The following is a 17,590-nucleotide window of genomic DNA, read 5'->3' as shown; positions in this document are numbered from 1 at the left end:
CCCGTTCGTCAAACCAGGGCGATATCTTCCGGTCTGATGGGAACGCGCGTCAACTTACGGCCCGTCGCCGCCCGTACCGCCGCCGCGATGGCGGGCGTGGACGACAGCGTGGGCGGCTCGCCGGCCCCGCGCAGCCCGTACGGCGCGGCGGGGTCTGGATTTTCCAGGATCTTCATCACCATCGGCGGCATGTCGAGGATGGTGGGGATGAGGTAGTCGGTGAACGACGGGTTCAGCACCCGCCCGTCACGCAGCCGGATCTCCTCCATCAGCGCCAGCCCGAGCCCCTGCGCCGACCCGCCGTGGATCTGGCCCTCCAGGGCCCGCGGGTTCAGGATCCTGCCCACGTCCTGGACGGCCGCCAGCTCGACCACCTTCACCAGGCCCAGCTCCACGTCCACGTCCACCACCGCCCGGTGCACGCACAGCGCCAGCTGGGTGTGCGAGTCGCCCTGCCCGGTCTCGGGATGCAGCGGGTAGGTGGGCCGGTGACGGAACTCCCGCGTCTCCTCGATCGGCCCGAACTTCTCCAGCGCCTCCCGGGCGGGCAGCCCCGCGAAGCGCGCCCGTACGGCTTCGCAGGCCGCCTTCACCGCGCCGCCGGTGACGTAGGACTGCCGGGAGGCCGAGGACGAGCCCGCCGAGCCGACCGTCGTGTCGGCCGTGGCCACGGTCACGTCCTGGACGCCCAGCTCGGTGCGGGCGATCTGGGCCTGGACGGTCACCAGGCCCTGTCCCACCTCGGCCGCCGCGGTGTGCACGGTGACGTGCGGCTCGCCGCCGACCAGCTCGGCCCGCACCCTGGCCGTCGAGTAGTCGTCGAAGCCCTCGGAGAAGCAGATGTTCTTGATGCCCACGCCGTAGCCGACGCCTCGCCGTACGGACTCGCCGTGGGTGGTCTGGGAGACGCCGCCCGGCAGCGCGCGCAGGTCCGTCCCGGCGGAGGCGGGCAGCGACCCGGGCAGCGATTCGGGTGGCGACCCGGGCAGGGAGCCGGGGAGTGGCTCTGGGAGTGGCATCGCCTCGAGCTCGCGCAGCATGTCGGCGAGCGGCGCCGGCGAGTCGATCACCTGGCCGGTGATCAGCGCCGAGCCCTGCGACACCGCGTTGCGCACCCGGATCTCGACCGGCGACAGGCCGCACGCCTCGGCGAGACGGTCCATCTGCGACTCGTAGGCGTAGCAGGCCTGCACCGCGCCGAACCCGCGCATCGCGCCGCACGGCGGGTTGTTGGTGTAGACGCCGGTCGCCACCACCCGCACGTTCGGCACCTCGTACGGCCCCACGCCCAGCGAGGCGGCGTTGCCCACGACCGCCGGGGACGAGGAGCAGTAGGCGCCGCCGTCGAGCAGGATGTCGGCCTTGACGTACACGAGCCTGCCGTCCCGGGTGGCGCCGTGCTCGTAGCGCATCCACGCGGGATGGCGGTGCACGTGGCCGAAGAACGACTCCTCGCGGCCGTACACGATCTTCACGGGACGGTTCAGCCGCAGCGCCAGCATGCAGGCGTGCACCTGCATCGACAGGTCCTCACGGGCGCCGAAGGCGCCGCCCACCCCGGAGAGCGTCAGCCGCACCTTCTCCGGCGGCAGGCCGAGGCACGGCGCGAGCTGGTCGCGGTCCACGTGCAGCCACTGAGTGGCGATGTAGAGGTCGACGCCGCCGTCCTCGGCCGGGACCGCCAGCCCCGACTCCGGTCCCAGGAACGCCTGGTCCTGCATGCCGACCTCGTACTCGCCGGTCACCACGACGTCGGCCTCGAACGTGTCGCCCACCCGGACCGGCTGCCGCCTGACGAAGCGCGTGGACTCGCGGGGGTCGGTCACCGCCTCGCGCGGCTCGTACTCGACCACGATCGCCGCCGCTGCCCTGCGCGCCGTCTCCGGATGCTCGGCCGCCACCAGCGCCACCGGTTCGCCCTGGTAGCGCACCTGGTCGACGGCGAGCACCGGCTGGTCCTTCAGCTCCAGGCCGTAGTGCTTCTCGCCCGGCACGTCCTCGTGGGTGAGCACCGCCAGCACGCCCGGCATGGCCAGCGCGGGCCCGATGTCGATCGACCGGATCCACGCCGAGGCGTGCGGGCTGCGCAGCGTCACGCCCCACACCATGCCGTCGAGCCACAGGTCGGAGGCGTAGGCGAACTCGCCCGTCACCTTGAGCGTCGCGTCGGGACGCCGCGCGCTCGCGCCGACGTCCTGACGCGACGCACTCGCCGTTTCGGTCATCCTTCGAGTAGAGCACCGGCGGGCAGGCCGGCCTATGCGCGTGGAGTGAAATCGGGGTCAGCACTTGACGGGCCGCCTTGTATATTCCTCCAAGTGCGCATAAGGGACCTGCTGGCCGCCGACGAGCTCAGCCTCACGCTGCTCACCGGCGACCCCGGCCGGGAGTTCCACACCGTGCACATCACCGACCTGCCCGAGCCCGGGCGCTACCTGTCGGGCGGCGAGCTGGTGCTCACCGGCCTGATGTGGCGGCACACGCCGGCCGACTCCGCCCGGTTCGTGGCCGCGCTGGTCGAGGCCGGGGTGGCCGCCCTCGGCGCGGGGCGGGCCCGGCTCGGCCACATCCCGGCCGACGTGGTCTCGGCCTGCGAGGAGGCCGGGCTGCCGCTCCTCGACGTGCCCACCGAGGTCTCCTTCCGCACGATCGCCGAGCTCGCCGCGCCACGCCTGACGGGCGACGTGCGCGACGCGCTCGGCCGCCACCGCAGGCTCGTGGCCGCCGTCGCCGAGGGCGCCGGCCTGCCGGAGCTGTTCGAGCTGACCGCCGCCGAGCTCGGCATCACGGGCGCGGTGCTGTCGGCCACCGGTGAGGTGATCGTCGGCGCCGTGGACGATCCGGCACGGCTCGCGCGGGCCTACCTGACCGCCTCCCGGCTGCCCTGCCCGGCCGGGCGCCACACGGTCTTCGGCGTCGGCAGCGGCCACCGGGCGGCGGGCTGGGTCCTGGCCTGCGACGGCGACCTGATGGACCGGGCCGACCTCGGCTACGAGCTGGCCGCCTGCGTGGCCCTCGAACGCAGCCGGATGGAGGAGGGGCGGCGGGTCGAGCGGCGCCTGGCCGAGCGGCTCGTCATGGCCGCCCTCACCGGGGCCGACCCGGCCGAGCTCAACGCCGGGCTGCGCACCTGCGGCATCGGCGCCACCGAGCCGTACGCGGTGGCGCACGTCACCGTGCCACGGGTGGGCGCCGGCCGCGGGCCCGATCCGGCGGCGCTGGGCGGCCCGGTGGCGGAGGAGCTGCTGGGCCGCGAGGTCGTCGCGGCTGCGGGCGCGGACGGCGCGGTGGCGCTGGTGCCGCTGCGCGGCACGACCGTCGCCGGGCTGGCGGAGCGGCTGCGCCACGGCGTCGAGGTCCTGTCGGCGCTGCCGGACGGCCACGTCTGCGTCGGGCTGAGCGGCGAACTGACCGGCGCGGCGGCCATCAAGGGAGGCGTCGAGGAGGCCGGTCACGCCAGGAGGCTGGCCGAGGCCCGCTCAGGAGGCGTGGTCACCAGCGACGAGATCTACACGCACGCGCTCCTGCTGGCCACGGTGCCGGGCGACGTGCGGCGTTCGTTCGCCGGGCGGCTGCTGGGGCCGCTGGTCGACTATGACCGGCGGCACCAGTCGGAGCTGGTGCGGACGCTGGGGACGTTCCTCGACTGCGCGGGCTCCTGGAACGCTTGTGCCGAGCGGATGCACGTGCACGTCAACACGGTCCGCTATCGGATCAGGAGAGTGGAGGACCTCACCGGCAGGGACCTGTCGGCGATGGCGGACAGGGTGGACTTCTTCCTGGCGCTACGAGCCGGCTGACCGAAGGCTCGCGCGGCGAGCACACCTGTCAGGAACGGGAGGAGCAGGGGACGCTGGACAGCGGCCCCACCCGGAGGCCGCGCCGTTGCGGCACCCGGCTGGACCTTCGTGTGGATGGTCCGCGACCGTCAGCGCGCGGACGGTCGCGGACTAGCAGCAGGAAGGGACTTCGAATGTCGCCATCGGAGGCGCGACAGGAGACGAGTCGGCCATCGCGGTCGTAGCATTACCTCCTACGGCCACCACGGCCGTGAGAATCGTGCCTACTACGGACAAGGCAATGCGCGTGCGCATGGGGGTTCTCCCTCGCCTATGTGATGTTCGGACGTAATCATCTCAGGGAGTAGCAGCTGTGACTACATCTGACCTGGTCGGACTCCGTATCAAGACGGTAAGGCGGCAGCGTGGACTGTCTCAGGCACAGCTCGCACACCCAGAGTTGTCGGACAGCTACGTCTCCTTGATCGAGAGTGGCAAGCGTACCCCGACTCCGGCCGTCCTGGAGTTGCTGGCTCAAAAGCTGGACTGTTCGCTCTCCTATCTCCTCAACGGAGTCACCGCCGAGCAGCTGGAGGATATCGAACTCGCGCTCGGCTACGCGAGGCTCGCGCTCGAGAACGGTGAGGTGCGGGAGGCCCGCACCCGTTTCGGTGAGCTGCTGGCGAACAACAATCTGACCGGTCTCACGTCTCTCCGTCAAGACACCGAGTTCGGGCTGGCGCTGGCCATGGAGGCGTGCGGCGAGCTCGACGAGGCGATCGACGTCCTCAACCGGCTGCGGGCCGAGGAGCTCAGCCCGGAGCGCCACATCGACATCGCGATCGCCCTGTGCCGCGTCTACCGCCAGAGCGACCGGCTGAGCGAGGCGGTCAAGGTCGGCGAGGCGATCCTCGGCGGCTCGGCGCGGCCGGCCTGGTCCGACGGGCTGATGGAGCTCGGCGCGACCCTGCTCATCGCCTACCTGCACAGCGGCGACCTGCTGCGCGCCCGCCAGTTCGCCGCCGAGCTGCTCAACGCGGCCGAGATGCTCAACACCCCCAGGTCGGTCGTCGCGGCCTGCTGGAACGCCGCCGTCGTGGCCGAGAGCACCGGTCACGGCGAGGAGTCGCTGAGCTTCGCCGAGCGCGCACTGGCCATCCAGTCGGAGAACGGCCAGCCGCGCAGCCTCGCCCGCACCCGCGTGGCCTACGCGACCCTGAAGCTGCGCGTCCGCCCCGACGCCGTCGACGAGGTCCGCAGCGTGCTGCTGCGGACCGAGCAGGAGCTGGCGCAGACGTCGGCGAGCACCCTCGACCGGGCCAACACCCAGGTCGAGCTGGCCCGTGTCGAGATCATGGCGGGCAACCTCGAGCGGGCGATCAGCCACGGCCGTGCCGGTCAGCAGCTGCTGCCGACCACGGCGCGGGCCCTGGAGGCCGAGGCCCACCTGCTGCTGAGCCGCGCCTACGGTGGGCTCGGCGACCTGCCGTCGGCCGAGCGCGAGCTGGGCGCGGTGCGCGACTGGCTCACGCCGCTGCCCGACTCCCGGCGCACCGCCGGCACGTGGTACGCCGCGGCCGAGACCATGGAGCAGCTGGGCGACGCCGACGGCGCCGTGGAGGCCTACCAACGAGCCCTGGCCTGCGCCGGGCTGTGACTGAGTCCCGGACCGGGTGGCGGCGTCGGTAGCCTGGGGGTGCCATGAAGAGAACCCTGCTCGCGGCCCTCACCGCGACCTTCGCCGCCCTGCTCGTGATCGGCGCCGCCGTGCCCGCCCTGGCACACGACGCGCTCAAGCGCAGCGACCCGGCCAAGGACGCCACGGTCAAGACGATCGACGAGGTCACGCTCGAGTTCACCGCCAAGGTCCGCATGCCGTTCGTCATCGTCCGTGGCGCGGACGGCGCCGAGCACCAGCTCGGAGCCCCCGCGACCGACGGTTCGGTGGTGAAGCAGCAGCTCAGGGGCGTTCTGCCCGACGGGAAATACACGATCGCCTACCGCGTCGTCTCCTCCGACGGTCATCCGGTGGAAGGCGAGATCCCGTTCGCCGTCAAGGGCGCCCCACCGTCCGCCGAGCCGTCTTCGGAGCCGTCCGCCGAGCCGGCGGCGCAGCAGTCGGCGCCGCCCGTGACCTCGCCGTCGGTTGAGCCCTCGGCCGAGCCGACGGCCGGGCAGGAGACGCAGCCGGACGCCACGCGGGCGGCGTCGCAGGAGCAGCCCTCGACGGCGTTCCCCGTCTGGCTGCTGGTCGTCGTCGGCGCGCTGGCCGGCATCGGTGTCGGCTTCCTGCTGAGCATGCGGAAGAAGAAGCCGTGACCAGGGCCGCGCGTCTGGCGCTCGGCGCGGCCGTCGCCGCCGTCGCCGGCCTGGTGATCGCCATGATCGCAGGAGGCGCGGCCTTTCCCCGGATCATCGCCGGGCTGCCCGACGCCGGCGTGATCACTCGGTGGGGGCTGCCGCTGTCCAAACTCTCCATGGACGTGGCGGGGGTCCTCACCGTCGGCCTGCTGCTGATGGCCACCGCGCTGCTGCCCAACGACAAGGGCGTGCTCGACCGCACCGCGCTGCGCCACGTGCAGGCCGCCTCGTGGACCGCGCTGGCCTGGGCCGTCGCGGCCTTCCTCACGCTGCTGTTCGGCGTGGCCGACTCGTGGGGCCAGCCGGTCGTCCAGGTGCTCACCGGCGGCAACTACCTGACCAGCTACGCCACCCAGACCAGCCAGGGCATCGCCCTCACGCTCGTGGTGCTGTTCGCGATGGCGATCGCCCTGTTCTCGCGCGGCGCCATCACCGCCGGCGCGTCGGCGGGCCTGCTGGTGTTCGCGCTGGTGACGCTGATGCCGCCGGCGCTCACCGGCCACTCCGCCTCCTCGCCCAACCATGACCTGGCCACCTCCGGCCTGTCGCTGCACCTGCTCTCGCTCGCCCTGTGGGTCGGCGGGCTCGTCGTCGTCGCGCTGCACGCCGTGCGCGGGCTGCCGCGGCTGGACATCGCCGCGGCCAGGTTCTCCAGGCTCGCCCTGTGGTGCTACATCGGGGTCGGCCTGTCCGGAGTCTTCAGCGTCGTCGCGCGGCTGGCCAACCTGTCCGACCTCTGGACGTCGTCCTACGGCGTGCTGGTCGTGGCGAAGATCGTCGCGTTCGTGCTGCTCGGCTACGTCGGCTGGTGGCACCGGCAGCGCACGCTGGTGAGTCTCGAGGCCGGCCGGCCCCGCGCGTTCGCGCGGCTGGCCGGTGGCGAGGCGCTGCTGATGCTCGCCACCGTGGGCCTGGCCGTCGCGCTCTCCCGCACCGCGCCGCCGCTGGTCGTCCTGCCCGCCGACCGTGCCTTCAGCCTGCTCGGCTTCACGATGCCGCCGCCGATCACGCTGGCCAACATCTTCTCCCTCTGGTGGCTCGACCTGTTCTTCGCGCTGGTCGCCGCCGCCCTGGCCGGCCTCTACGCCGCCGGGGTGATCAGGCTCAGCAGGCGGGGCGACTCCTGGCCGCTGGGGCGCACCGTGTCGTGGTTCGTCGGCGTGGTGATCCTGGTCTTCGCCACCCAGAGCGGCCTGGCCCGCTACGCCAAGGTCATGTTCGACGTGCACATGATCGAGCACATGACGCTGTCCATGATCGTGCCGATCTTCCTGGTGCTCGGCGGGCCCGTCACGCTCGCGCTGCGCGCGCTCCGGCCGGCCGTCAGGCGCGGCGACCGGGGGCCGCGCGAGTGGCTCATGACCATCCTGCACAGCAGGTTCGTCCGGTTCGTCGGGCATCCGGGCATCGCCACCGCCATCTTCATCGCCTCGACCTACGCGCTCTACTTCACGCCGTTGTTCGCCTCGGCCATGGAGGAGCACCTCGGGCACATCTGGATGACGCTGCACTTCCTGATCAGCGGCTCGCTGTTCTTCTGGGTCATCATCGGGATCGACCCCGCGCCGCACCGCCTGCCCTACGTCGGCAAGCTCCTGACACTCTTCGTCACCATGCCGTTCCACGCGTTCTTCGGGGTGGCGCTGATGATGACGGGCAGCTTGATCGCGTCCGGCTGGTACGAACAGCTGGGCCGCACCTGGGGAGACTCGCTGCTCCAGGAGCAGCAGAACGGCGGGGCGATCGCGTGGGGGTTCGGCGAGATCCCGACGCTCATCGTGCTGCTGACGATCGCCGCGCAGTGGTACAAGGACGAGGAGAGACAGGGCCGCCGGGCCGACCGCCGGGCCGACCGCAGCGGCGCGGGCGACCCCGAGCTCGCCTCCTACAACGCCTATCTCGCCCGTCTCAACCGTGCCGACAAGGCAGAGTAGCCGGATGGCAAGGGCAACGTAACCGCCGGCAACGCGTCTCCCAGCGGCCAGGTAGCCTTGCCTGAAGGGGAGACGGGCATCACTCCCACAGCCGCGTGCGCAGTTCACGGGGGGATCGCGCACCACGCGGAGGTGGGGCTGCCGGTGGTGCTCGGGTGCTCAGGAAGGCGAGTTGAGTTGTCCAAAGAGACACGCATGCGTGGGGGACGAAGCCTGGCCGAGGCGCTCGAGACCGATCTGACGGAGTGGTCCGAGCGCACCGGCATCCGCGTGGAGATCTGGGCGCTGCCCGCCACCGACGTGCAGGCCCGCATCGCGCAGGCCGTCCTGTCCGTCATCCGCGAGGCATTGGCCAACGTCGAGCTGCACAGCGGCGCCGAGGCGGTGTCGATCGCGGTGACCGTCGGCAGGAGCGGGCTGCGCATGACGGTGAGCGATCACGGCTCCGGGTTCGTCACGGACAGGGCCGGGCGGGGCATCGCGCGGATGCGGGCCGCCTTCGCCGAGGTCGGTGGCAGCCTGTCGGTCAACAGCGTGCGGGGCGAGGGCACCACCGTCACCGGCGTGGTGCCTAGGCGAGGGTGAGGATCTCGCTGCCCGTCTCGGTCACCACGATCGTGTGCTCGAACTGCGCCGTGCGCTTGCGGTCCTTGGTCACCGCGGTCCACTTGTCGGGCCAGATGTCATAGTCGATCGTGCCCAGCGTCAGCATCGGCTCGATCGTGAACGTCATGCCCGGCACCAGCTCCACCCGCAGCGACGGGTCGTCGTAGTGGGGCACCATCAGGCCGGAGTGGAACGTCGTGCCGATGCCGTGACCGGTGAAGTCGCGCACCACCCCGTAGCCGAACCTCTTGGCGTAGGCCTCGATGACCCGGCCCACCACGTTGAGCTGCCTGCCCGGGGCCACCGCCTTGATCGCCCGCATCATGGCCTCATGGGTGCGCTCCACCAGCAGTCGCGACTCCTCGTCGACCTCGCCCACCAGGAACGTGGCGTCGGTGTCACCGTGGACGCCGCCGATGAACGCGGTGATGTCGACGTTGACGATGTCTCCGTCGTGCAGCACGGTGTCGTCGGGGATGCCGTGGCAGATCACCTCGTTGATCGAGGTGCACAGCGACTTGGGGTAGCCCTTGTAGCCGAGCGTGCTCGGGTAGGCGCCGTGGCCGATGAGGAACTCGTGGCCGATCCGGTCGAGCTCGTCGGTCGTGACGCCCGGCTGGACGTGCTTGCCGACCTCTTCGAGGGCCTGCGCGGCGATCCGGCCCGCCACGCGCATCAGCTCGATCGTCTCCGGGGTCTTGACGTCGGACTCGCCGATCTTGGGGCGCTTCTTGCCGACGTACTCCGGCCGCTCGATGTGGGCGGGAACCTTTCGGATGGGCGAAACTCGCCCTGGCTGGAGCAGTGTCGTCATGAAACACGAGTCTACGGGGCAGAATGAGCCTCGTGAGCGATGGCCAGTGGTGGTTCTGTCTCAAGCACATGCGGGTCGAGCCCGAAAAGGGGTGCCCCAACAAGGACCGGATGGGTCCCTACGCGAGCGAGCAGGAGGCCGCCGGCGCCCTGCAACGCGCCGCCGACCGCAACAAGGCGTGGGAAGAGGCCGACCAGGACGACGACTGACCCCAGTCCAGGCGGCTATCTCAGGCTCGAAGGCTCCATATTCGAAGGCCCTGTGTTCGATTCGAGGGGCCTCTGTTCGGAGGCCCCTCCTTGAGAGGTCCTCTGTTCGGCGGGTCTCTGTTCGGCGGGCCTAGGTTCGGGGGGTTCTCTGTTCGGCGGGCCTAGGTTCTGAGGCCCTCTGTTCGGCGGACTGTCCCTTTCGTTCGGGGACGGATCCTTCCGTCAGGGGGCGACCGCGTAGACCGGGACGTGGAACATGCCCATGCCCTCCACGATGCGGTGACTCAGCTCGACGATCACCGGGCGGCGCCGATCCGGACGAGTTTGACCAGGGCGACCACGCCGATCGCGGCCCAGACCAGGTTGAGGCCGGCCGAGGGCCAGGCGTCGTTGTAGGCGCTGTTGGCCATCAGGGTGATCGAGCCCACGAGGTTGATGACCTGGTACGCGACGCTGTCGCCGGACAGCCGTGAGGTCGAGATGAGGCCGTAGCCGATCACGAGCAGGCCCGCGCCCAGCCAGCCGATGGCGTCGAGGAGGAGATCCATGTGGGCCATTGTCCGAATGTCCTGCGCTAAAGCGCAAATAACGAAATCTAAATGAGGGCGTAAGCTCACCTGCATGGAGATCGACCCCCGGCGGTTGCGGGTGCTGCACGAGGTCGCCCGCCGCGGCGGGGTGATGCGAGCGGCCGAAGCGCTCTACCTGACACCCTCCGCGGTTTCGCAGCAACTCGCCCAGCTGGAGCGCGAGGTGGGGCTCGCGCTCATCGACCGCTCCCAGCGCCGCGTCTCCCTCACCCCGGCCGGCCGGGTGCTCGCCGGCTACGCCGAGCGGGTCGAGGACGAGCTGGCCGAGGCGCGCCGCGAGCTCACCCGCTTCACCGAACGGCTGGCGGGGCCCGTGCGGATCGCCGCCTTCCCCACGGTGATCAAGCACATGCTGGTGCCGGCCCTGCGCGATCTGGCCGCCCGCCACCCCCAGATCACCCCGATCATCCACGAGGTGTACGGACCGCCCGCGCTCCAGGAGCTGAGGCTCGGCGCCGTCGACGTGCTGATCACCGAGCAGGACATGAGCCTGCCGGTGCTCGCCCAGCCCTCGCTGGCCACCCACGCCTTCTACGTCGACGAGTACCGCATCGTGATGCCTCCGGACTGGCCCGATCCGCCGCGCTCGGTCGCCGATCTGGCGGAGGTGCCGTGGGTGGCCGGTGAGCCCGGCCAGGCGTGCGGGCAGGCGCTCGACCGGCTCGCCGGGCTGCACGGCTTCGAGCCGCGCAAGGTGCACGTGATCACGGAGTTCGGGCCCGCGCTGGCTCTGGTGGCGGCCGGGCACGGGGTGGCGATCGTGCCCGCGCTGGCCCTGCTCGACGTGCCCGGGGGTGAGGTGCGGGTCAGCGAGCTGCGCGACGTGGGGGCGCGCCGGCTGGACGCCGTGACGCGGATCAGCCGCACCCGGTCGGGACAGCCCGATCCCGTGCAGGCGGTCGTGATCGGCGCGATCGAGGACGCCACGGCGGCCCTCGACGCCACCCTGGTCGCCCACCTCCAGCCCCTCTGACGCGCCCGCTCTGTGAAGTCGCGGGTCAGTCGTTCACGTGGGGCCCGCTGACCCTTTCCAGCAGGCGGGCCAGCCGCTCGCGCAGGCCGGGGCGCTGCGGCAGCTCACCGGCGGCCGCGCTGACCAGGTGCTGGGCGGCGTCGAAGGTGACGGGCCCGCTCGCCGGCACGGCGATCGTGTCGTGGGCCAGCCCGGCCAGCTCGGTGTGGCCGCCGTCCAGCGCCAGGATCGTGGCCCCCGTACGGCGGGCGTCGTCGACGCGTTCGAGCAGCGGCACGGGCGCCTGGTGTTCGGCCACCACGAACAGCGTCTCCCCGCGCCCCGCCCGGTGGATGCGGTCGAGCCCGACCCGCAGGTGAGGGGGCGCGCCGGCGGGCGGCTCCCAGCGGACGAGCGTGGGGGCGAGCTGCGGCAGGCCCGACAGCCGCGCCTCGTCGTCGAGGTGGGCGGTCAGGTGCCAGGGCTCCTCGTCGGGCGTGCCCACGAGCAGCAGGCCGCCGGGGGATCGGGTGGCCCGCAGTGCCAGGCCGAACTCCCGGGTGCGCTCGACCCACCCCGTCTCGGCGATGAGCTCGCGCAGCAGGGCCACAGATCCTGGATCCACCACCCCATGGTGCACGATGGCCGCGGCCGTGGTGACCGGTTCGCGACGTCCGGGGGTCTCGTACGGTGGCGTTGTCTGACATCCGGTTTGTTTCGGTGTCATTCCGGGCCTTGACAGGAGGTTACCGCCGGGTAACGATCGGCTCGCGGCGCCGCCGTCCCAATGTGATCCATCCCCGGAGAGGGGCGGCACATGAGATTACGTGTCCGCGTCAGCATGTCCATGATCCTCTTACTGATCGTGTCCCTCGTCACCACTCCGGCGCGGGCGGCCGCGGCGGGGGAGGTGGTGTCCGCCCAGCCGACCACCGTCTACCTCTTGCCGGGCAAGCTGCTGGAGGTCCCGGTCAACGCCTGGCACATGCTCTACCGCTCCACCTCGGCGACCGGCTCGCTCAACGCCGTGTCCGGCACCCTGCTCGTGCCCAAGGCGCGATACCTGCTGGGCGCCCGGCCGGTCATCGGCTACGCCGTCGGCACCCACGGCCTCGGCGACCAGTGCGCCCCCTCGGTCAGCATGAGCCAGGGGCAGGAGGCGGAACTGGCGTTCGTCAGCATGTTCCTGCTCAAGGGCTTCGCCGTGGCGATCACCGACTACGAAGGGCTCGGCACGCCAGGTCCGCACACATACATGGCGGGCGTCTCGCAGGGGCACGCCGTGCTCGACTCGATCAGGGCCGCCGCGCGCGTGCCCGGCTCGGGGCTCTCCGCCACCGCGCCGGTCGCGGTGATGGGCTACTCGCAGGGCGGCGCCTCGGCCGCCTGGGCCGCGCAGCTACAGCCGTCGTACGCGCCCGAACTCCGGCTGAAGGGCGTCGCCGCGGGTGGTGTGCCCGCCGATCTGCACGCCGTCGCCGACCATCTCGACGGCTCGCCCGACTTCGGCCTGGCCGCGGCCGCCGGCGTGGGCCTGGACGCCGCCTACCCCGAACTTGACCTCGTCGCCGACCTCAACGAGCGCGGGCGCGCCCTCCTCGCCGACGCCGCCGACGACTGCGTGGGCGACCTGGACAAGCTCGCCGGGCTCCGCTTCTCCGACCTCAGCCCCGTGGACCTGCTGAACCAGCCCAAGTGGCTGGCCCGCCTGGCCGAGAACCGCCTCGGGTCCGCCCCGCCGCGGGTGCCGATGTTCCTCTACCACGGCACGGGCGACCAGATCATCCCCTACGCGGTGGGCGCCACGCTCCGCTCGGAGTACTGCCGTGCCGGTGTCAACACCCGCTGGCTGTCGCTCCCCGCGCCCGACCACGTCACGGGCGCGATCGAGGGAGGGCCGCCGGCCGTCGAATGGCTGACCCTGCGCATCCTCGGCCTGCCCGCGTTCGGCAACTGCTGACCGCGCCGCCCGGCTTCGGCATGCCCCTCGCGGACCCGCCGGGGCCGGGCGCACGCTGCCCGAGCAGGGATGTCAGGTGGGGGTGGCGTGGGGGTGGGTATGGGGCGGGATGGCATGATGCCGCCTATGACTGACGTGAACGGGCTTTCCATCGGCATCCTCGGCGGCACTGGCGATCAAGGGAAGGGGCTGGCGCGGCGGTTCGCGCTGGCGGGACATCCGGTGCTGATCGGATCGCGGAGCGCCGGGCGGGCCCAGGAGGCGGCCGACTCGATCGGGTCCGGCGCGCGCGGCGCGGAGAACGCGGTGGTCGCCACCGAGGCCGACGTCGTGATCGTGGCGGTGCCGTACGACGGGCACAAGGCGCTGCTGGAGTCGCTGCGCGCGGAGCTGGCCGGAAAGATCGTCATCGACTGCGTCAACCCGCTCGGGTTCGACAAGCAGGGCGCCTTCGCGCTGCCGGTCGAGGAGGGGAGCGCCGCCCAGCAGGCCGCCGCCGTGCTGCCGGACAGCCGGGTGGTGGCGGCCTTCCACCATGTGTCGGCCGTGGTGCTGATGGACCCCTCGGTGGACAAGGTGGACCTGGACGTGCTGGTCCTCGGCGACGACCGGGAGGCCACCGACCTGGTGCAGGCGCTGGCCGCGGTCATCCCCGGCGTGCGGGGCGTCTACGGCGGCCGCCTGCGCAACGCCGCCCAGGTCGAGGCGCTGACGGCCAACCTCATCTCGATCAACCGCCGCTACAAGGCCCACGCAGGCATCCGCGTCACCGACATCTGAGCGGTCAGAGCCGGCCGGCGTCCTCGGCGACGCGGATGGCGCCGGTCTCGCGCCGGGCGCCGGGCGGCTCGTCGAGGAAGAGCACGTCGAGGCGGCCGGGCGGGGCGAGCGCCGGGCCATGCCGGGATCCGTCGTGAGGCGGTAGTCCGGACCATGCCGGGGTCCGTCGTGAGGCGGCGGTGAGGAATTCACGACGTGCGCGAGAGCTTCAGCAGCGCGTCGGTCACTCCCTCCGGGTCGACGACCTGGTGAAGGTGCCGGCCGGGTGTGCGCAGCACGGGCCAGCCGCGCCGCGCCGCCTCCTCCGCCACCGTGTCGTACGGCGGGCCGTACCAGAGACAGGCGCACCTGACCGTGTCCCACCCGGCGGGGATCGGGATGGGCTGCGTGTAGTAGGCGAGCGGCAGCCGGGGCTGCTCCTCGATCACCCGCGCCCGTGTCGCCGGGTCGGGCAGCAGGGCTGCGACGTCCTCCTCGCTCCACCAGTCGGTCCAGCGCGGCAGCACCCCGGACTCATCGGCCAGCTCCCGCAGGAACGGCAGGAACCCCTCCTCGGCGACCCTGACCAGCCCGCTGGCCGGCGGCAGGTGCGCGTCGGCGAACAGGCACGACACCACCCGCTCGCCCAGCCCCTCCCTGATCACCGGCAGGAGCAGCCCGGCGTTGCTGTGCCCGGCCAGCACGATCGGCGTCTCGGGCGCCGCCGCGCGCACCGCCTCCACCACCCGCGGCCAGTAGGGAGGCCCGCCGCCGGCCACGCCGGTCAGGTCGGGCACCACGGCCGCGTGGCCCCGGCGCTCCAGCGCGCGCGCCACCGGCTCCCACGTCGACGGGCCCACGGACAGGCTGTGCACGAGCACGAACGTCGCCTTCATGCCTCCAGCCTCGCGCAACCGGCCGGTCGCCGGGAGCGCTGTCAGCTCTCGGCGGACGTCAGACGATCAGCGTGTGCCGGGAGGCGGGCCGCCGCACGCCGTCGTAGGACTCCCACGCCCTCACCAGCTCGGCGACCGCCCGCGTCAGCTCCTCACGGGGGAGCAGGAAGTGCAGCCGCGTGTACTCCGCGTGCCCGCCGAGCGGGTCGAAGGAGCGGCCGGGCGGCACCGCCACCCCGTGCCTGAGGGCCACCTGGGAGAAGGAGCCGGCCTCGCCGCGCGGGAGCCGTACCCAGAGCGTCTGGCCGCCCAGGGCCGGCTCGAACGTCCAGGACGGCAGGTGGGCGCGCAACTCGGCGCAGAGGTGGTCGTGACGCGCGCGCAGCGTGTCCACGCGGGCCCGCCTGATCTCGTCCAGCCGCCGGAGCAGCGCGACGGCGGCGAACTGGCTCATCACCTCGCCGCCCAGATCGTGTACGGCGCGCAGCCGGGCCAGCCGGGAGGCCAGCGGGACCGGGGCGCGGATCCAGCCCAGCCGCATGCCGCCCCAGACCAGCTTGCTCAGCGAGCCGACCGTGATCACCTGCTCGCCGGTGGTGTAGGCGGCCACGGGCGGCGGGGTCTCGCCGGTGAAGCAGAGCTCGGCGCAGACCTCGTCGTCGATCAGCGGCACGTCGTGCTCCCCGGCCAGGGCGGCCAGCCGCCTGCGGGTCGCCGCGTCCATGATCGAGCCCGTCGGGTTGCGGGCGGTCGGCACGGTGTAGACCAGCGCGGGACGCTCGCGCATCGACGCGGCCAGCGCCCGCGGCTCCATGCTCACCGGGCGGACGGCCGCCGCCGCGTGCCTGAACGCCTCCAGCGCGCCCGGGTACGTCGGCGACTCGGTCAGCACGGTGTCGCCCGGCCGGATCAGCGCCCCGGCCAGCAGCGTGAGCGCCTGCTGCGCGCCGGTCGTGACCACGATCTCCTCTGCGGTCGTGGGCAGACCGCGGTCGCGGTAGTAGGCGGCCAGGACCTCGCGCAGGGCGGGGTTGCCGGCCGGCTGGTAGCCGAGGTCGCGCAGGCCGGCCAGCCGCCCGATCGCCTCCTGGTAGGCCTCGGCCAGCTGGGGCGGCGGGTCGTCCGGCGCGGCGCAGGTCAGCAGCCGTACGCCGTCCGGTGGGTTCAGGATGTGCAGCAGCAGCGGGTTGGCGGCGATGCCGTCGCCGGCGCGGGTGGCGGGCAGGTCCCAGTCGGCGACGCGGGTGCCGCTGCCCTGCCGGCGCACCACCCGCCCCTCCTGCTGGAGCAGGTCGTAGGCGGCGACCACGGTGCCCCTGCCCACGGCGAGCCGCCCGGCCAGCACCCGGTCGGGCGGCAGCGGCTCGCCGGGATGCAGGACGCCGTCGTCGATCAGCGCCCGCAGGCGGGCGGTCAGCAGCAGGTAGAGCGGCCCCCGTCCGGACGCCCAGCGGCCGAGCAGGTCGACGAGGTCGTCCACATTGGACCCATTCATGGACCAATTTTGCGTCATTGGATCTGACATTGGGTGCTTTTGAGGGACATCCTTGACGTTATGAGTGAACTCCGTCCGGAAACTCGCGCCGTCCACCTGCCGCAGCCGCCGATCGAGGGCAGCCGCCCGATCGCGGTGCCGATCTACCAGACGTCCGGATTCGTGTTCGACGATCCCGCCGTGATGGCGGACGCCATGGGACGCCCCGATGGCCCGTTCGTCTACGGCCGTTTCACCAACCCCACCGTCCGCTCGCTGGAGACGGCGATCGCCGACCTCGAGGGCGGGGCCGCGGCCTTCGCCACCGGCTCCGGCATGGGCGCGATCAACGCCGTGCTGCTCGGCCTGCTCCAGCCGGGCGACCACCTCATCGCGCAGAAGCCCCTGTACGGCGGGACGGCCACGGTGATCAACGAGCTGGCCGGAAGGTTCGGCATCGCGGTCGACTACGTGTCCGAGGACGATCCCGCGGCCCTGCGCGACGCGGTGCGGCCCGAGACCAAGCTCGTCTACCTCGAGACCATCGCCAACCCGATCGCCCAGGTGGCCGACCTGCCCGGGATGTGCGCGGCGGCCCGCGAGGCCGGGCTCGTCTCGGTCGTGGACAACACGTTCGCCTCGCCCATGCTCTGCCGCCCGATCGAGCACGGCGCGGACATCGTGCTGCACTCCACCACCAAGTACCTGTCCGGGCACACCGACGTGCTCGGCGGCATCGCCGTCTTCGCCGGTGACGAGCTGTATCGCAAGGCCTGGCACTTCGCGATCGAGCTGGGCGTCACGGCCGACCCGTTCGCGGCCTGGCTCACGCTGCGCGGCCTGCAGACCCTGGCGCTGCGGATGGAACGGCACTGCTCCAACGCCCGTCTGATCGCCACCCGGCTGTCCGAGCACCCCGCCGTGGCCGCGGTGCACTGGCCCGGCCTGCCGTCGCACCCGTCGTACGAGCTGGCCGGCAAGCTGCTGACCGACTTCGGCGGCGTGTTCTCGTTCGACCTGGCCGGCGGGCGGGCCGCGGGGGAGAGGTTCATGGCCTCGATCCGGCTGGCGTTGCTGGCCCCCTCGCTGGGCGGCGTCGAGACGCTCGTCCTGCACCCCGCGACCACCTCCCACCGGGCGCTCAGCGCGGAGGAACTGGCCGGGCAGGGCATCGGCGAGGGCACCGTGCGCATCGCCGTGGGCATCGAGCACCCCGAGGACCTCTGGGCCGACATCGAGCAGGCGTTGACATAGAG

16 protein-coding genes are annotated in these 17,590 nt (G+C 72.3%); 10 read left to right on the top strand and 6 right to left on the bottom strand.

Annotated features, from left to right (window positions below; genetic code table 11):
* Nucleotides 1–8 precede the first annotated feature (8 nt).
* Nucleotides 9–2,225, bottom strand: coding sequence for a molybdopterin cofactor-binding domain-containing protein (locus tag AB0C16_RS25210; protein ID WP_357686366.1), 2,217 nt, complete (start codon nt 2,223–2,225; stop codon nt 9–11).
* A 93-nt stretch (nt 2,226–2,318) separates the two neighbouring features.
* Between AB0C16_RS25210 and AB0C16_RS25205 the strand changes: the two genes are divergently transcribed.
* The 5 genes from AB0C16_RS25205 to AB0C16_RS25185 all read left to right on the top strand — a co-directional run bounded on the left by AB0C16_RS25205 (nt 2,319) and on the right by AB0C16_RS25185 (nt 8,659).
* Nucleotides 2,319–3,800, top strand: coding sequence for a helix-turn-helix domain-containing protein (locus tag AB0C16_RS25205; RefSeq protein WP_357686365.1), 1,482 nt, complete (start codon nt 2,319–2,321; stop codon nt 3,798–3,800).
* Between the two features lie 352 nt (nt 3,801–4,152).
* A complete protein-coding gene (locus AB0C16_RS25200) occupies nt 4,153–5,436 on the top strand; it encodes a helix-turn-helix domain-containing protein (protein ID WP_357686364.1) in 1,284 nt (427 codons plus the stop codon).
* Between the two features lie 44 nt (nt 5,437–5,480).
* Nucleotides 5,481–6,098, top strand: a complete 618-nt coding sequence (locus AB0C16_RS25195) for a copper resistance protein CopC (protein WP_357686363.1) — start codon at nt 5,481–5,483, stop codon at nt 6,096–6,098.
* Nucleotides 6,095–8,074 carry a cytochrome c oxidase assembly protein gene (locus AB0C16_RS25190; protein ID WP_357686362.1) on the top strand — a complete coding sequence of 660 codons (1,980 nt, stop codon included), beginning with the start codon at nt 6,095–6,097 and terminating at the stop codon, nt 8,072–8,074. The genes AB0C16_RS25195 and AB0C16_RS25190 overlap by 4 nt, the downstream gene beginning before the upstream one ends.
* 195 nt (nt 8,075–8,269) lie before the next feature.
* Complete coding sequence (locus AB0C16_RS25185) at nt 8,270–8,659, top strand: ATP-binding protein (protein WP_357686361.1); 390 nt, start codon at nt 8,270–8,272, stop codon at nt 8,657–8,659.
* Here AB0C16_RS25185 and map read toward each other — a convergent pair.
* Nucleotides 8,646–9,494: a type I methionyl aminopeptidase gene (gene map, locus AB0C16_RS25180; protein ID WP_357686360.1), complete on the bottom strand. Its 849-nt coding sequence runs from the start codon at nt 9,492–9,494 to the stop codon at nt 8,646–8,648. The two genes, AB0C16_RS25185 and map, sit on opposite strands and share 14 nt — an antisense overlap.
* Nucleotides 9,495–9,517: 23 nt before the next feature.
* On the opposite strand from map, the gene AB0C16_RS25175 reads away from it, so the two are divergent.
* Complete coding sequence (locus tag AB0C16_RS25175; RefSeq protein ID WP_357686359.1) at nt 9,518–9,703, top strand: hypothetical protein; 186 nt, start codon at nt 9,518–9,520, stop codon at nt 9,701–9,703.
* 296 nt (nt 9,704–9,999) lie between these two features.
* Here AB0C16_RS25175 and AB0C16_RS25170 read toward each other — a convergent pair whose 3' ends face one another.
* Nucleotides 10,000–10,251 (bottom strand): hypothetical protein, encoded by a 252-nt coding sequence (locus AB0C16_RS25170; RefSeq protein WP_357686358.1) that lies wholly within the window; start codon nt 10,249–10,251, stop codon nt 10,000–10,002.
* Nucleotides 10,252–10,324: 73 nt separating this feature from the next.
* On the opposite strand from AB0C16_RS25170, the gene AB0C16_RS25165 reads away from it, so the two are divergent.
* On the top strand, nt 10,325–11,266 hold the full coding sequence (locus AB0C16_RS25165) for a LysR family transcriptional regulator (protein ID WP_357686357.1): 942 nt from the start codon (nt 10,325–10,327) through the stop codon (nt 11,264–11,266).
* Nucleotides 11,267–11,291: 25 nt separating this feature from the next.
* Here the strand turns inward: AB0C16_RS25165 and AB0C16_RS25160 are convergent, their stop codons facing one another.
* On the bottom strand, nt 11,292–11,870 hold the full coding sequence (locus AB0C16_RS25160; RefSeq protein ID WP_357686356.1) for a hypothetical protein: 579 nt from the start codon (nt 11,868–11,870) through the stop codon (nt 11,292–11,294).
* Between the two features lie 192 nt (nt 11,871–12,062).
* Between AB0C16_RS25160 and AB0C16_RS25155 the strand changes: the two genes are divergently transcribed.
* Both AB0C16_RS25155 and npdG read left to right on the top strand, forming a co-directional pair.
* Nucleotides 12,063–13,205: a lipase family protein gene (locus tag AB0C16_RS25155; protein ID WP_357686355.1), complete on the top strand. Its 1,143-nt coding sequence runs from the start codon at nt 12,063–12,065 to the stop codon at nt 13,203–13,205.
* Nucleotides 13,206–13,331: 126 nt separating this feature from the next.
* Nucleotides 13,332–13,985 carry an NADPH-dependent F420 reductase gene (npdG, locus tag AB0C16_RS25150; protein ID WP_357686354.1) on the top strand — a complete coding sequence of 218 codons (654 nt, stop codon included), beginning with the start codon at nt 13,332–13,334 and terminating at the stop codon, nt 13,983–13,985.
* A 188-nt stretch (nt 13,986–14,173) separates the two neighbouring features.
* Here npdG and AB0C16_RS25145 read toward each other — a convergent pair whose 3' ends face one another.
* Both AB0C16_RS25145 and AB0C16_RS25140 read right to left on the bottom strand, forming a co-directional pair.
* A complete protein-coding gene (locus AB0C16_RS25145) occupies nt 14,174–14,860 on the bottom strand; it encodes an alpha/beta hydrolase (protein WP_357686353.1) in 687 nt (228 codons plus the stop codon).
* 58 nt (nt 14,861–14,918) lie between these two features.
* Nucleotides 14,919–16,355, bottom strand: a complete 1,437-nt coding sequence (locus AB0C16_RS25140) for a PLP-dependent aminotransferase family protein (RefSeq protein ID WP_357686352.1) — start codon at nt 16,353–16,355, stop codon at nt 14,919–14,921.
* A 60-nt stretch (nt 16,356–16,415) separates the two neighbouring features.
* Between AB0C16_RS25140 and AB0C16_RS25135 the strand changes: the two genes are divergently transcribed.
* Entirely contained in the window at nt 16,416–17,588 is a 1,173-nt protein-coding gene (locus AB0C16_RS25135; protein WP_357686351.1) for an aminotransferase class I/II-fold pyridoxal phosphate-dependent enzyme, read from the top strand.
* Nucleotides 17,589–17,590: the final 2 nt, after the last annotated feature.

Source organism: Nonomuraea sp. NPDC048916 (genome assembly GCF_040649575.1).
Classification (GTDB): Bacteria; Actinomycetota; Actinomycetes; order Streptosporangiales; family Streptosporangiaceae; genus Nonomuraea.
The sequence above is the reverse complement of the archived record's forward strand: the minus strand, read 5'-3'. Positions and strand labels throughout refer to the sequence as shown.